The sequence below is a fragment of the Leptospira vanthielii serovar Holland str. Waz Holland = ATCC 700522 genome, assembly GCF_000332455.1.
GTDB classification, from domain to species: domain Bacteria; phylum Spirochaetota; class Leptospiria; order Leptospirales; family Leptospiraceae; genus Leptospira_A; species Leptospira_A vanthielii.
The window spans coordinates 13,700-28,735 of the sequence record NZ_AOGY02000014.1 but is presented as its reverse complement, the minus strand read 5'-3'; the positions used below and the strand labels follow the sequence as shown (position 1 = coordinate 28,735).

Genomic DNA, 15,036 nt, shown 5'->3' with positions numbered 1-15,036 from the left:
CTTAGTTGATGTGTTGGAATTCTTGGCTATTGAGTAGAGCCCAGAAGATATCTTGGAGAAGGTCTTTGTCAAAAACGTTATCTGGTTTTGCCATTAACGTCTTTAGTTTTTCCTTTTCCCCATTCGAAGGAAGGCGTCCAAGAAGCCTATAGTAGAGATTATCAATGACTTGATTCATGGATTTTAGCTGATCAAATTCTTGTTTGACTAGGGAGTCTTTGTTTCCAAAATCCCAAACCAACTTCCCAACCACTCGACCATTCATAAGTGTTAACATTTGTTCGATGGTCAGTTCCTCGACATCATCAGAGATATCAACTCTTGGGCCAGAACCAAAAACAGACAACATCGTATGATAAGGTGCAGGCCTTTCCACTTCCACAGCGTTTGTGAATTCTTTTAGATTGTCTGTTGGAATACGAACAGATCCCGTGCCGGTTAAGTCATATGGTTTTTGTCCCATAAGATTTGTGAGCCAGGATAGATTTCTTTCACGAATGTTACTAATCTTTTGTAAGTCAGAAACACGAATGAGTGAGTTCAAAAGTTGGTCGCTGTCCAATCGTTTGGGTGAAAAATAACGAATGGGATCCTGGTCGCCGGTACTACTGGTGAGAGAACGATTGTAGGCATTGGATGTGACGATATACAAAATGAGTTCTTTCAATTTGAGCTGGTTTGCCAAAAAATAAGAATCCAAATGGTTGAGGATCTCTTCTCCCTTTACCACCGTATCTTCGTTCCAATCATCTAAAGGAGTGAAAAAACTCCAACCCATAAGTTCGGTCCAAACACGATTGATGATGACTTTACGAAACCGGTCATTGGATTTGTCTGTGAGCCAATTGGCAAAGACCTTCCTTCGGTCGTCCCCTGGTTTTAGTTTTGCTTCTTTCCCATCTAAAAATTTGGGCCGAACCAAATCCCCACCGGGTGCATCGTCTGTATGGGGAAACCGAAGTCCAAGTTTTGGTTCATAGTATAATGTGGAATAGGCGACTTCATGTTTTTTTTGGTAGTCTTTTCTTTGTTCGTCGGTCCATTTGTTCCAATTGTCCCGATTCCATTCATTATTTTTATCTTGTAAGGTTTTTTGGTCTTCCATGGGAAGATGGACTTCTAATTCCCGAGGCACATAACTGAAAGATTTTCCATACCGATCGGCTTCCCAAGTTCCATCTCGAAAGAATTGTTGGCTAAAGAATGCAGCAAGTGCGTAATAATCCCTTCTTGTAAAATCAGAAATATACGGATGGTCATGGCAGCGAGCACATGCGACTCGCTTTGCATAAAAAAGTCTTCCCACATACTCTGCTGTTTGTAAAGGATCGGCCCCATCTCGAATGTAAAACATCGTGGCCGGTGATTCCTTCACAGAACCACTTGAAGTCAACATTTCCTGCACGAGTGTATCATAAGGTTTGTTTTTATGAAGTGAACCGGCAATATATTGAAAGAAAACACCTGTAGGAATTTTACGGCCTTTGGATTTGTCTCGTAACATCGAAGTAAACTTAGTTCCCCAATATTCGGCAAATTCAGGTTGTTTTAAAAAATTAACTGCGAAAGATTCTAAACTTTGATCTTTTGGAAGTGCATCTAATTCCTTCCATTCGGTCACACTGGGAATCACACCTCGTAAATGGAGGGATAAACGACGGAGAGAAATTTTTCTATCCACCTTTTCTGTATTAGGTGATAGTTTCAAATACAAACTATCTAAAGGATGAACCGTATTCTGTTTTGACCTTGAGTGAACATAACCAAAAGATAAAATCACGAAGGTGAAAGATAGAATCAAATAGCGGAACCTGCGAATTAGATTTAGTACCAATCTCATATTCTTAAGATTCTAGGTTGGATTTTGGGATTTGAAAATATTTTTCTTGCAAAAGTCAATTTTTTGCGGATAAACCTTGGTTGCGATGGCAGAAGAAAAAATCTATGAAATGCTCTGGGACTGCGAATTCTGCGGTTCTAAAAAACTACTCGGTAAAACTCATAGGCATTGTCCCAATTGTGGAGCCACACAAGATCCCACCCGTAGGTACTTTCCCAATGATGCGGATAAGGTCGCAGTTCAGGATCATATTTACTACGGCGTCGATAAGGTTTGTCCTTTTTGCCAAACAGCCAACGGTGCCAAAGCCACTTTCTGCGGAAACTGCGGTGGTGCTCTCGATGGTGCACAAAATGTAAAACTTCGTTCGGACCAAGAGGGAACCGCAGAAGATTCTGTCCAAAAAGCAAAAGAAGATTTGGCCTTTGCCAATTCTGAATTTGTCAAACCCCATCCCAAAACTCCTAAATGGGTGCTTTGGTTACTTGGCTCCATTGTTTTTGGTGGGATTGGATTTGTTTGCCTTGGAGTTTTATGGACAGAAAAAGTAGAACTCCAAATCACCCATCATGAATGGTCTCGCACCATCGCCATTGACCAATTCAAACCTGTTTCCGAATCCGAATGGTGTGACTCCATGCCTATGGGTGCGTACAGTGTGTCCAGAAGTCGCCAAATCAGAAGTTATAATAGTATTCCCGATGGAGAAGATTGCCATACAGTTCGTTCGGATCGTGGGGATGGAACTTTTTCCGAAAGTGAAAGTTGCACTACCAAATACAGACAAGAACCAGTCTATGATGACCATTGCAGTTACCGGATTGATAAATGGGCCTTTGACCGCAACGCAGTGGCTAAAGGATTTGGAACCACACAAGAACCTTATTGGCCCACTCCCCAAATCCGCGAATGTGCAAGTACGGCCATTGGTTGTGAAAAGTTAGGACCGAAAACAGAAAAGTATATGGTTTATTTCATAGAATCCAGCGGAGAAACCAAAGGGGAAAAACATGATTGTGAATTTGATCAGTCCAAGTGGAAATCACTACCAGCCAAAGCACTCTACCAAACAGAAAAAAGTGTAATCTTTAATTACATCACTTGCGACACCATACAAACGTTAGAAGACGCTACGACAGAGGAATAAAATGGACCAAACTTGGTTAAAAGCAACATTAGAACGATTTAAGAACGAACAAGATCCGATTCGTAAGTTCTTAAAAGAAACCAAACTCTTTGAAGAAGCACTTGCCAACCAAGAGTATGAAAAAACAGACCTTCTCATCCGAAAAGAACTCGGAGGAATTCTCAGTTCTTTCAAAGAAAGTTTTCGCAAACTAGAGGAAGGTTTTGTACAAAAAGCCCAAATCCAAAATATCGGAAAAACCAATTCGGCCACCACACTTTTGGATCGAATCATAATGAAAGTGAACTCGGCAGGTTGTGGACTGAATGGACTAGGAACCGGTGTTAAAGCCACAGGGGAAGAAATGGAAAAACTACTGAACCATGACTTTTCTATGTTAGAGAAAGTGGGAACTTTACAAAAAGAAATTCTAGAAACACTCCCCACATCCTTTGCAACCAATCCCGAAGCGGCAATCGAATCCATAAACAAATTGTTTTTGGATTTTGAAACACAGTTCGAATCAAGAAACTCAATTTTTTTAAAATAATAGGATAAGGAAAAAGTAGAATGGCACTAATAGATAGAATTAAATTTGAAGGAAGTCCCAGTGAAATCGTTTGGAAATATCCCTCTGACGAAATCAGCACCGCAGGACAACTGGTAGTCGATGAAAGCCAAGAAGCCATCTTTTTTAAAGAAGGAAAGGCTTTGGATACGTTTGGGCCAGGAACCCATACCTTAAAAACGGGAAATATTCCTATTTTAGAGGCTCTCGTCAACCTTCCGTTTGGTGGTAAAACTCCCTTCACGGCTGAGGTTTATTATGTAAACAAAGCCATCTTTGCGATGAAATGGGGAACAAACACCCCCATTCCTTTAGAAGACCCCAAATACAAAATTGTTCTCAACATCCGTGCCTTTGGGGATTATAAATTTAGAATCAAAGATTCAAAAGCCTTTTTAATCAATGTAGTTAAGGGCGGAAATCGTACCACAAACGAAGCCATTGATGAATTTTTAAAACCAAACATCGTACGTGGGATCGGAGATTTTATTTCTGAAGTGATCTTAAACAACAACACCTCTGTAGTTGAGATTAATAAGTATAGAGATGAAAGTTCCACGGCTGGACGGGTTAAACTCGCACCAGAATTTGAAAAGTATGGTATTGATTTAACAGAGTTTAACGTATCTTCGGTGAACTTTGACCAAAACGATCCGAACTACCAACGAATCCAAAAAATCATTACCGATAAGTTTGAAATTGATATGCTCGGTGATAAATACCAACAAAAGAAAATGTTCGATATTGGACAGGCGGCTGCCGAAAACGAAGGCCAAGGTGGCGGTGCTATGGGTGCCGGAATGGGCATGGGTATGGGAATGAATATGGGCCAAATGATGGGCAATATGATGAACCAAGGCGGAGCCGGGCAAGGGGGTGCGGCTCCTGCTGCCAATGATCCTGCAGCAAGAATTGCGAAATTAAAAGGATTACTCGATCAAGGACTCATCAACGCAGAGGAATTTGAAGCGAAGAAAAAAGAAATTCTTTCTTCGATGTAAATTGAATTTCCTTATCGCAAACTAAAGAAAACAAACTCCATCAAAAGAGAGAACCTAACCTTCTTTTGGTGGAGACTGGGATCAAACAACGATCCAATTTCATACGCAGATCGTATAACTAGTAATTAGTAATTGTTATTTGCAATTGCCAAAGATTCTACCGTTACCAAGAGAAAGTTTATATACAAAAAAAAAAGCTAAGAAAGGATGAAACTATGGTAGTCAATGCTAATCCAGAAGTCTTGAAATGGGCAAGAGAGAGTGCTGGCTTAAATATTGAACAAGCAACAAAAAAGCTGAAATTTAAAGATCCAGAGAAACTAGGCCGATTAGAATTTGGAAATGAGAAGCCTTCCAGAAAGATTCTTTCCGATATGTCTAAAATATACCGAAGATCTCTACTTGTTTTTTATCTTAAAAAAATTCCAATTACATCCAGCAAGGGTAACGATTTCCGAACATTACCAGAAGATTACCGACCAGATCTAAATTTCGATTCTTTTATCAGAGATATACATATACGTCAAAGTATATTAAAAGAAGCTATCGAAGAAGAAGAAGATTTCACTCCTATCTCTTTTAAGCAAAAAATTAATTTTAGCATGAACGTAATAACTGTTAGTAAAATTATTCAAGAACTATTTGAATTTACCCATAATGATATCGATCGAATAAAAGATCCTGATGAATTATTTAAATTTCTAAGAAATAAAATTGAGTCAAAGGGAATTTTTGTCATCCTTGCTGGTAATCTAGGTAGCCATCACACTGATATTGACGTTGTATCTTTTCGAGGAGTAGCAATTGCAGATGAAGCTGCACCTTTCATAATAATAAACGATCATGATTCACATTTCGCTTGGTCTTTTACACTTTTACATGAATTAGTTCATATACTCTTGGGAGAAAGTGGAATAAGTAATATGTATTTTGAGCAAAAAATAGAAAAATTCTGTAATGATATAGCAGCGGAAATACTCCTCCCCGAAACGATAAATTTACCTACGCTTGAAAATATCAATAATTTGCAAAAAGCAGCAAATCTAATTAGTGAATTTGCAAAACAGAAGAATGTAAGTAGCTCTATGGTTGCATATAGGCTCTATCAAAAAGGAATTATTAAGAGAGAATTATGGGAAAAGCTTGCCGCTAAATTTAAAATATTGTGGGAACAAAGCCAGATCAGTAAAAAAGAAAAACGAAAACTCAATAAAGAAAAGGGACCGGACTATTATATTGTAAGACGACATCGAATAGGTGGTGCAATAATTAAAACTGTCAAACAAATGCTTCAATCCGGAAATTTAACAACAATAAAAGCAAGCAAAGTATTAGGTGTAAAATCGAGCAACCTTTCACATCTATTTGAAAACGGGTAGAAAAGTTGTTATTTTTGTTAGATGCAAATGTCCTAATTGATGCAAACAGGGACTACTATCCAATTGAAGATATCCCTGAATTTTGGGACTGGATTCTATTTAACGCAGAAAACGATAAAGTAAAAATACCAATAGAAATTTTAGAAGAATTAATCAATGGAAATGATCTGCTTGCAAAGTGGTGCAAAAAAAATAAAAAAATACTAACATTGGATGAATCGGCAGAACCAGAGAAAGTAAGTCAATGCGTCGAAATTGCCTATAGCACAAACCCAAACGACATAGACGTTGAAAAATTAGGCCGTGATCCATTTCTATTGTCATATGCAATCGAAGATGCAAACAGCAGAACTATCGTTACAACGGAAATATCAAAACCTTCCAAGAAAGGAGTAAACCGTAAATTACCCGATGCTTGCGAATCCTTGAATATCCAATGTGTGCATTCATTTCAATTTTTCAAAGTATTACAATTCAAAACTAACTGGAAAAGTTCTTTAAAATAGGCAACTACGCATTACAGCGCCTAACTACTTCGTTCTGGGACTCAAGGGTTAGCCTATTTCAACAAATACAAGATAAAACCAATTTCCATTAAGAAAACAATTGTTTGATTTCTGCTAAATTGGCTTCGGCTTCCTGTTCGCCTTTATCGATGATCTCTTGGTAACGGGCAAAATCAAATAACTGAAATTCCTCTAAATGGAAGTGCACAAACAAATCCATTTTAGGACGTTTGAGACGAGTGATCTCTCTTCCTTCCAAAGTGATGGTTCTTGTCATAATTTGTAAGATGGGTGGGTATTTGAGGGTGTCCCAAATATAACGAAAGAATCCTTTTTCCGTTGTGTTTCTATCTTCAAAAAGTTTCACCGGAACAATCTCTTGCAAAGGAGATACATTGATTCCCATCACCACATCGGCACCTTTCGTACGAATGAGATTTTCGGGAACATTGTTGATCATTCCACCGTCAACTAACAGCTTTTCGCCGAGCCTATAGGGAGGGAAGGCCCCAGGCAAACTCATCGCACTGGTCAAAGCTTCGGTGATGGGGCCTTGGTCAAAAATATGTTCCTTTCCGGTTTGTAAATCCACAGCGGATGTGGCAAAAGGAAGGGGGAGTTCTTCGATCCTTTGGTCACCAAATCCTTTTTTTAACATCCGTTTCATTCGTTTGCCTTTAAAGAAAGCAACAACGGGTAAAGTTGGGTCGAAGGCACTTTCCAATCCACCAAAGAAATTTTTGATCATTTCTTCGATTTCTTCTGGAGTATTTTTTCTTGCATACAAGGCGGCAATCACTGCCCCCATCGAAGCACCAGACACAAAATCAAAATGAATTCCTTCCCGATGTAAAACTTTTAATAATCCGACGTGAGCAAGAGCCCTAGCCCCACCACCACCTAACGCCAAACCTCTAGTTTTTGCCACTAAGTATCTTGCGAGAGTGTCCTTTTGATAAAAAGTTTTTAAAGATTGGTCTTGGGGAAGATAACTTTTTCGAACTCCACTTTCCATCATACGAATGGCACGACCTTCAAAGTTTCGAATTCGACTCTTCCAAAAATGAATGATCTCTTCTTTTTCTTTATAAAACTTTTCTGGTTCATCTTCCCAAAATACAATAAAGTCCGATTGGACCACGAGATAATGTAAATCCATTCTGGCCGTGGATTCATCAAAGTAGATATGAAGTAACGGAGTTTTGTTTCTTAGATTCGTAAGATATTCAGAAATTTGGGTGGGATCCATTCCCTTAAAAGTAGAGATGGGAATGGCAATAGAAAGTTTTTTCGTGACCTCACCATATTCCTCTAAGAACGATTTAACTTTTTCACCAAAATGGTATTCGGGTTCCAAGGGAACATGAACACATAACCTTCGTAAGCCGATAGAATGATCTTTCTGATTGTGATTGGATCTGTCTAAATTCTCTCGCATCCGAGATCCCATCATTTGAATGATGTTTTGGGCAAAGACCTTTTCTTGTGAGGCCAATTGCAAAAACAGTTTTCCATTCAAAACATAAACGAGAGAATCGATGACTGCAATGGCGGAAGTAGAATGGTTGGAACTAGAAATGAGTGAGTTCTCAGCTAACACTTGTCCGGAACCAACATAAACATGACTTTGGCCAGCGACATTTTCGAGAAGAATTTCTCCATACCGAACAATATAGATGGATTCCGAAGACTCTCCTTTATAGTAGAGAGCTTCGTGGCTTCGGATTAGTTTTTCTTGGACGTTATTCGAAAGTCGCAACAAAACCGAGGGAGGGAGTTTTTTGAACAAATCCACAGACTTTAAAAATTTTTGTATGGCCTGCCGTTCTAATTCAGTTCGTTTCATTTTCCCCTCACCCTATTAAATTCGTATACTTACCCACTCCTTCCTACGAAATTTTCCGACAAAAAGCACTGCCATGAGTAAAATCCATATAAAAAACGCAGACCAGATTCCAATCGTTCCCCATGCTAGGACTATCCCGAATAAATAAGCTAGTGGCAACATGACTAGGAAGGATACAATCAAATAAACAAACATCACATAGTACATCATCCCAGCACTACGAAGTGCAGATCCAATCACCATGTGGTAGGCATCTCCCGCTTGGATGAGAGCTACGATACAGAGTGCAGGGTAAGCTTCCTTAATGACAGCAGGAACATCCGTGAATAGTCCAATGAGCCAAGGGCCTCCGATGATAAAGAAAAGTCCCATACCTCCCATAACGATGGCCGAAAAAGTTGCCGAACGCATGGTTCCTTCGTAAGCCAAACGCATTTTACCCTGTCCCATGGATTGGCCGAGGATAGTCGTTGCTGCAATTCCAAAAGAAAAACCAGGCATAAATGATAAGCTAAGGCATGTTAATACAACGCTTGCCGATGCGAGTGTTGTTGTACTGATCATTCCCGCAATTTTATAAAATCCGGAAAAAGCAAAGTTAACGAGTGTTCCTTCTAGAGCTGGCGCAAACCCAACCATACAAAGTTCTTTAAGGATTGCAAAACTCGGCGCAAAAATTTCATACTGAAAAAATTTGATTACGTCTTTGCGGAAAAAATAAAACAACACGATAAAAAGTGCCGGAACAGAAGACAAACTAGAAGCAATCGCAGCCCCTTTGACTCCCAAAGCTGGAAAACCCCAGTTCCCAAAAATCAGTAACCAATTGAAAAAGATATTTGTGACTGCCGCCGAAATAGACGAGATCATACCCGCTTGTACAATTCCAATTCCATCAAAAAATCCACGTAAGGCGAACCCTACAAAGAACAAAACTGTTCCTAAAAATCGATAGGATAAATACACACCTGCCACTTCGATCACTTGTGGATCATCGCCGATCCATCCCATAAATTGTGGAGAATAAAGGAATCCAAAATAGGATAATAAAGATCCTAAAACTAATGACAAATAGACTGAATTGATTAGGGTGATTCCGACCCCTCTGTCATTTTTTTCGCCAAATCGACGTGCTACGATGATTTGCACGGCCATAGATCCGCCCATAAGGAAAGCGAATATGGAAAAATATACCATTCCACCAAATCCCACAGCGGCGAGAGGAACCTCTCCCAATTTTCCAACCATAGCAGTATCGGCAACCATGATGGCTGTATAACTGATCATTCCAAAAAAAACAGGGATTGCTAATCCAAGAATTTTCTGATTCAATCGAGTTGGCTTCAAGATGCGTCTAATTTTGTGAAGCATAGTTTTGTCATTCTTATATGTATTGCGATCTACACAACCACCTTTATGGATGTTTACCCCCTGAAACTTTGTTTCGAATTGGAAAAAATAATGCCGAACCTAGATGGCATCTGTATTTGGATTCCTATGAAAAAGCTTATGGTGTAAAAATTCGACCTTCGACATTTTTTGAAGATTATGATGACATTCAAAAGTTTTCGAAACTCTATCACTTTCGAGAAAAGGCTCCCTTTTTACATTTCCAAGCAAAGTTCAATCTGATCATCGCCTTAGTAAAGTTTGATGAAAGAGAAATTACCGAAGTCACTCATAATGTAGTGCTTTCGAATAGTTTGGATGATATTAGTTATGCGGAATACCGTTTGATGTTTGGAAAAGAAGAACCAAAGGAAATTTTTTATTCAAAACTGATGGCTTGTTTGCAAGGACTGACCCAAGGAGAGGAGTCTGCTAAAAAAGAAGGAAAAACCATCCAATCAAAACTTGTCATGTCCTTACATAGAGATTTAAATTTCGAAAGGCATTATGATTGGATGAAAAACTGGATGGAAAAAGAATCTGTGATTCGTAACGGCCTTGTGGGAATTGACTTCTGTCATATCGAAGAAGGTCATCCACCCAAAGATAAAAAAACTTTTTTCCAATCAGTAAACAAAGACAACAAAGCAGAACCAAACACGGCTTTATCGATTCTCTACCATGTAGGAGAAAGTTTTCGAGACAAAACCCCCTTCTCTGCAGTTCGTTGGGTTTTAGAATCTGCAATGAATGGTGCCCATAGACTGGGACATGCATTGGCCCTTGGAATTGATTCCGATTATTTTTTGGGTGATGAAAGAACTGAACTGGTTTCTGAAGCAAAAGATCAAATCGAATGTGAATTGGAATCGTATGCGGAGATCACAAGTTTTGGTCCTTTTTATCCGAAAGAAGAACTCGAACTCAAACGAAAGGAATTAAAAACTAAACCAGATTCCGAAATTCTCAAAATTCATTTTGATGAAACACAATCCCAATACTTACATACCTTCCAAAACTATGTTATGTCTAAGATCGCCAAAACGGACGTTGTGATTGAATGTTGCCCTTCTTCCAATTTGTACATTGGGATGTTAGAATCACATATTGATCATCCCATCACACGATTTCTGCAAAATGATTTGAAGCTCACAATCGGTTCCGATGATCCAGGTCTTTTTGGAACCACGATGCCTGAAGAGTATGGACATGCCCATACGGCGGGAGTTTCCGAAAAAGATTTAGAAACCATTCGGGAAAAGTCATTTTCCTATCGTTCTACGAAACTTTCCGGCCGTGAATTGGATTGACCCTGACACACATTAGGTAAACTGGAATGTATGCGGATTTTTTCCCAAATATTTGTGCCGATGATTGTGATCTCCTTAACTATGGGGCCACTACTTGGGCAAACCAAAGAGGGATTTTATGACACAAATAACTACGATCTGAGAAATCTTCCGAAGTCGGATCCAGAATCCAATGTTTTGCAGGATGTGACACTCCCGCCCAAGTTTGAAACCCCGGCCCTTGCGACACCCAAAAATGCAAAAACCCAATACAGCGGAATTGACTCCATCCCGGGTGCAGGTTCCTTACTCAATTCCAGAACCACATCCAACTCAAGTCAAAACGCAACCAATCCTTATAGTTTAACGGGTTCCCAAAATTTACCCATCAATCCACTCACTGGTGAAATCAATGAGCAGGCTCTGCAAAACCAATTGCAGAAAAGTAGAGTCAAACAAGAGTTAAAGAAAAAACAAAAAGAAGAATTTGATGAAGATGCAGTTTACGAAGAAACTAAATTCAGAAGGGCTTATATTATTTTCTTTTTGACTTTGCCCTTTGCCATCCTGGCTTCTGCAGGTGGAGTGGCACTCCTACCCATTGCAATGCAAAAATCTGCTTTAGCGAGTGGAATTATGATTACCGGAACCACTGGACTTTCTGGAACCAATGTCTATTTGGATAGACAAAGATTGGAAGAACACCGGGAAAAGAAAAAACAAGTAGCCGAAGTTTACCCTTGAAGTTCAAACGATTTTTCGTTTTTCTCCATCACATTTTCCTTTACCTACAAGTACAACGATTCGAAATGCGAAAGTTCTATATGGAACACTTCCGTTTTATAGGAAGGGCGTTTTATATTCTATTCGGATTTTTATCGGTCGCCATTTTGATTTTAGATTTTGGATTTTATTATCCAGAAGAATGGAAACCTTATGTAACTATTTCGATTCGTTCTCTTGTTACATTTTTTATTCTGTATGAATCCATTCATTTGGTTTTCACAAACAAAAGATGGAGGGAGTATGTATCTCTTCATAAAATAGAGCTTATCATTATATCGATGTTAGGTTTGGAATTCATTTATGAAAAGAATATAATTTCGATCCTAAAATCCTACCATATTTCAGGAGAAGACACCACTCTCATCTTTTTATCCGCCAACCAAGTTCTATTTCTTTTTTCCAATTTGGCGCATTTTTTTCGTCTGTCCAGAAATCATGATTCTAAAAAATTAAACCCTTCGATTGTATTTGTATCTTCTTTTGCATTCATCATTTTACTAGGAGTTTGTTTTTTACATCTTCCAAAGTCTACTAACGGAACCGTTAAGTCCATTGACATCATCTTTACAACTATAAGCGCCACTTGTGTAACAGGTCTTTCCACTGTAGATCTGACAAACCAGTTTACCCTAACAGGTCAACTTATGGTTTTACTTCTCATCCAAGTGGGGGGACTCGGACTTATGACCCTAACTAGTTTTTTTTCCATCTTCCTTGCGGGCAAAGTTTCTGTGAGTGATACGATGATGATCAAAGACCTTCTCTCCGAAGAAACTATGGGGCGAGCCAAAGAAATTTTAAAACAAATTACTCTCCAAACATTAGTGATTGAACTATTAGGTGCTGTGTTGTTGTTTTATAGTTTTCCTGACAACTTCCCAATTGCCTTGTCAGAAAAAATCTACTATTCCATCTTTCATTCTATTTCTGCTTTCTGTAATGCTGGTTTTAGTTTGTTACCGAATGGACTGGCAACAGAAGCCTTCAAACATTCCGAAGGTTTTTTATCAGTGATTATGTTTCTCATTGTCCTCGGAGGACTCGGATTTCCCGTTTTATTTCAAATTCGAAGGCGGCTTTCCAATCCTTTTGATTATAAATTCCGATGGTCCGTCACATCCAAATTAGTATTCTGGACAACCGGCTTTCTTCTGTTATTTGGTTGGGTTTCCTATTATTTTTTAGAAGGAAACTCTAGTTTAAAAGGCCTAACCACCACAGAACAAATCTTTCATTCTTTATTTTATTCCGTAACTACAAGGACTGCTGGGTTTAATACCTTAGATTTAAACCAAATGGGATTCCCGATCACCTTTATTTCCTTCTTTTTAATGTGGGTGGGAGCTTCCCCTGTTTCCACCGGTGGAGGAATTAAAACCACTACCTTTGCTATATCACTGCTCAATATCACCAACCAAATTCGCGGAAAAGAAAGGATGGAAATTGACCACCGAACCATCGCTAATTCCTCTATTGCAAGAGCGAGTGCGACCATTGTGCTTTCCTTATTCGTAATATTTTCTGCCATCTTTTGTTTGTTACTCACCGAAAATGCAAACTTTATCGATTTGTGTTATGAAGTGGTTTCCGCATTTGGAACGGTTGGTTTGACTAGAAGCCTCACCCCTCATTTAAGTGATTACGGTAAAATCATTATTTGTATTGTCATGTTTGTGGGCAGGGTAGGAATTTTAACGTTACTTGTCGCACTTTCTAAAAAAGTAGATCATATCTCTTACGAATATCCAAAAGAATATGTGGTTGTAGGTTAATCGTTATGCAAAGAAAAAAAATAGCAGTCATCGGAATTGGAAGTTTTGGAAAGTTGTTTGTTCAATATCTATTTGATGATGGACATGAAGTCATTGCGATTGATAAAGATCCTGTGATTATCGATTCGATTAAAGATTATGTAACAGTGGCGGTTGCTTTAGACGCCACCGACGAACATGCATTAAGATCGCAAGGAATTGCTGATGTGGATTATGCAGTGATAGCCCTTGCTGATGATTTTGAAACATCCATTATCTGTGCCGATAGTTTGAAAAAATGTGGTGTCAAAACCATTTACGCTCGTTACCAAACTCCATTACAAATGAAGGTTTTAGAGCTACTCGGAATCAAAGATCTTTTTAATCCAGAAGAAAGGGCCGCAAGAAGTATGGCAGAAACCTTATCCTTCTCAGGTATGCGTTCTAGTTTTTTACTTTCTGATGATTATAGTGTGGTGGAAGTCACAGTTCCCAAACGGTATATCAACAAAACGATTGCAGAAGCCGATTTACGTCATAAATACAATATCAATGTAATCACCATCAAACGCCCCTTTACAAACAAAGAAGCGAAAAGAGCTTCTGATTCTAAAGGTGAAAAGATTTTAGGAATCCCACATGGGAACACTTTGCTACGCGAAGACGATGTGGTTGTATTGTTCGGCTCACAAACAGACCTCACTCGATTTTTGGAAACATAAACTTTGGGCCCAGAAAGAATCATCTGCCTCACAGAAGAACCTACCGAGATGCTCTATCTGCTCGGTGAGGAAAAACGGATTGTAGGAATTTCTGTTTATACCGAAAGGCCTCCACAAGCGAAGGAAGAAAAAACAAAAGTTTCTGCCTTTATCAGCGGGAACCTAAAAAAGATTACAGCCCTCGAACCAGACCTCGTCATTGGTTTTTCCGATATCCAATCCCAACTTGCCAAAGACCTCATTGAACGCGGGTTAAATGTTCTCATCTTCAACCAAAGATCCATACCAGAGATCCTCGCCAATATGCAAATGCTCGGAAACCTTGTCGGTCAGGCAGAAAAAGCCAAAAACCTGATCGATGGATGGCAAAAGAGTATCTCAAGCTGGAAACTCGAAGCAGAAAACCAAACCGACAAACCCAAAGTTTTTTTCCAAGAATGGGATGAACCCATCATCACGGGAATCCAATGGGTCAGCGAAGCCATAGAACTTGCTGGTGGAGAGGACTGCTTTTCGCACTTAAAAGATAAAAAACTGGCCAAAGACCGAATCATCACGGCTGAAGATGTGAAAGAGGCGAATCCAGATATTTACGTGGGTTCTTGGTGTGGGAAAGCCATGGACTGGGACTGGGTGCGAAATCATCCGGAATGGCAAAACACAACTGCCATACAAAAGAACAAAATTTTTGAAATGGACCCAAGCATCATTTTACAACCAGGCCCGGCACTTTTCCTAGAAGGGATTCCTAAATTAAAAGAGATCTTCTCCTCATTCTAAATTCCCTCTTTGTCATCCTTCTGTAATCTATTTGTAACAAGGATCATCTAAAT

13 protein-coding genes are annotated in these 15,036 nt (G+C 39.1%); 10 read left to right on the top strand and 3 right to left on the bottom strand.

Translation table 11 applies throughout. The features are described 5' to 3' along the window. Position 1 precedes the first annotated feature (1 nt). Entirely contained in the window at positions 2-1,840 is a 1,839-nt protein-coding gene (locus LEP1GSC199_RS02375; protein WP_039925837.1) for a DUF1553 domain-containing protein, read from the bottom strand. A 76-nt stretch (positions 1,841-1,916) separates the two neighbouring features. Here LEP1GSC199_RS02375 and LEP1GSC199_RS02370 point away from each other — a divergent pair, with 76 nt between their 5' ends. The 5 genes from LEP1GSC199_RS02370 to LEP1GSC199_RS02350 all read left to right on the top strand — a co-directional run bounded on the left by LEP1GSC199_RS02370 (position 1,917) and on the right by LEP1GSC199_RS02350 (position 6,420). Beyond that, positions 1,917-2,987, top strand: a complete 1,071-nt coding sequence (locus LEP1GSC199_RS02370; RefSeq protein ID WP_002976957.1) for a zinc ribbon domain-containing protein — start codon at positions 1,917-1,919, stop codon at positions 2,985-2,987. 1 nt (position 2,988) lies between these two features. Then, positions 2,989-3,516, top strand: a complete 528-nt coding sequence (locus LEP1GSC199_RS02365) for an LIMLP_15305 family protein (RefSeq protein ID WP_002977018.1) — start codon at positions 2,989-2,991, stop codon at positions 3,514-3,516. A 20-nt stretch (positions 3,517-3,536) separates the two neighbouring features. After that, positions 3,537-4,535: an SPFH domain-containing protein gene (locus tag LEP1GSC199_RS02360; RefSeq protein ID WP_002976907.1), complete on the top strand. Its 999-nt coding sequence runs from the start codon at positions 3,537-3,539 to the stop codon at positions 4,533-4,535. 215 nt (positions 4,536-4,750) lie between these two features. Then, complete coding sequence (locus tag LEP1GSC199_RS02355) at positions 4,751-5,914, top strand: ImmA/IrrE family metallo-endopeptidase (protein ID WP_002976859.1); 1,164 nt, start codon at positions 4,751-4,753, stop codon at positions 5,912-5,914. 14 nt (positions 5,915-5,928) lie between these two features. Next, complete coding sequence (locus LEP1GSC199_RS02350) at positions 5,929-6,420, top strand: DUF4411 family protein (RefSeq protein WP_002977197.1); 492 nt, start codon at positions 5,929-5,931, stop codon at positions 6,418-6,420. Positions 6,421-6,508: 88 nt separating this feature from the next. On the opposite strand, the gene LEP1GSC199_RS02345 is transcribed toward LEP1GSC199_RS02350, so the two are convergent. Both LEP1GSC199_RS02345 and LEP1GSC199_RS02340 read right to left on the bottom strand, forming a co-directional pair. Next, on the bottom strand, positions 6,509-8,266 hold the full coding sequence (locus LEP1GSC199_RS02345; protein WP_002977062.1) for a patatin-like phospholipase family protein: 1,758 nt from the start codon (positions 8,264-8,266) through the stop codon (positions 6,509-6,511). Positions 8,267-8,281: 15 nt separating this feature from the next. Further along, positions 8,282-9,598: an MATE family efflux transporter gene (locus tag LEP1GSC199_RS02340; RefSeq protein WP_002977225.1), complete on the bottom strand. Its 1,317-nt coding sequence runs from the start codon at positions 9,596-9,598 to the stop codon at positions 8,282-8,284. A 56-nt stretch (positions 9,599-9,654) separates the two neighbouring features. Between LEP1GSC199_RS02340 and LEP1GSC199_RS02335 the strand changes: the two genes are divergently transcribed. Genes LEP1GSC199_RS02335 through LEP1GSC199_RS02315 form a run of 5 tightly spaced genes read left to right on the top strand, consistent with a single transcriptional unit; the run spans position 9,655 to position 14,983 of the window. Further along, on the top strand, positions 9,655-10,965 hold the full coding sequence (locus LEP1GSC199_RS02335; protein WP_002977251.1) for an amidohydrolase family protein: 1,311 nt from the start codon (positions 9,655-9,657) through the stop codon (positions 10,963-10,965). A 30-nt stretch (positions 10,966-10,995) separates the two neighbouring features. Beyond that, a complete protein-coding gene (locus LEP1GSC199_RS02330) occupies positions 10,996-11,688 on the top strand; it encodes a hypothetical protein (protein WP_002976912.1) in 693 nt (230 codons plus the stop codon). Then, on the top strand, positions 11,685-13,502 hold the full coding sequence (locus tag LEP1GSC199_RS02325; protein ID WP_039925825.1) for a TrkH family potassium uptake protein: 1,818 nt from the start codon (positions 11,685-11,687) through the stop codon (positions 13,500-13,502). Before LEP1GSC199_RS02330 ends, LEP1GSC199_RS02325 begins: the two co-directional genes overlap by 4 nt. A gap of 5 nt (positions 13,503-13,507) precedes the next feature. Continuing rightward, positions 13,508-14,203 (top strand): potassium channel family protein, encoded by a 696-nt coding sequence (locus tag LEP1GSC199_RS02320; protein ID WP_002977185.1) that lies wholly within the window; start codon positions 13,508-13,510, stop codon positions 14,201-14,203. A 48-nt stretch (positions 14,204-14,251) separates the two neighbouring features. Beyond that, on the top strand, positions 14,252-14,983 hold the full coding sequence (locus tag LEP1GSC199_RS02315; protein ID WP_232420612.1) for a cobalamin-binding protein: 732 nt from the start codon (positions 14,252-14,254) through the stop codon (positions 14,981-14,983). Positions 14,984-15,036 lie beyond the last annotated feature (53 nt).

What these genes read in the sequence shown, in the direction of transcription:
- LEP1GSC199_RS02375 (WP_039925837.1), bottom strand. Translation starts at nt 1,840, where the DNA reads ATGAGATTGGTACTAAATCTAATTCGCAGGTTCCGCTATTTGATTCTA.
- LEP1GSC199_RS02365 (WP_002977018.1), top strand. Translation starts at nt 2,989, where the DNA reads ATGGACCAAACTTGGTTAAAAGCAACATTAGAACGATTTAAGAACGAA.
- LEP1GSC199_RS02360 (WP_002976907.1), top strand. Translation starts at nt 3,537, where the DNA reads ATGGCACTAATAGATAGAATTAAATTTGAAGGAAGTCCCAGTGAAATC.
- LEP1GSC199_RS02355 (WP_002976859.1), top strand. Translation starts at nt 4,751, where the DNA reads ATGGTAGTCAATGCTAATCCAGAAGTCTTGAAATGGGCAAGAGAGAGT.
- LEP1GSC199_RS02345 (WP_002977062.1), bottom strand. Translation starts at nt 8,266, where the DNA reads ATGAAACGAACTGAATTAGAACGGCAGGCCATACAAAAATTTTTAAAG.
- LEP1GSC199_RS02335 (WP_002977251.1), top strand. Translation starts at nt 9,655, where the DNA reads ATGTATTGCGATCTACACAACCACCTTTATGGATGTTTACCCCCTGAA.
- LEP1GSC199_RS02330 (WP_002976912.1), top strand. Translation starts at nt 10,996, where the DNA reads ATGCGGATTTTTTCCCAAATATTTGTGCCGATGATTGTGATCTCCTTA.
- LEP1GSC199_RS02320 (WP_002977185.1), top strand. Translation starts at nt 13,508, where the DNA reads ATGCAAAGAAAAAAAATAGCAGTCATCGGAATTGGAAGTTTTGGAAAG.
- LEP1GSC199_RS02315 (WP_232420612.1), top strand. Translation starts at nt 14,252, where the DNA reads ATGCTCTATCTGCTCGGTGAGGAAAAACGGATTGTAGGAATTTCTGTT.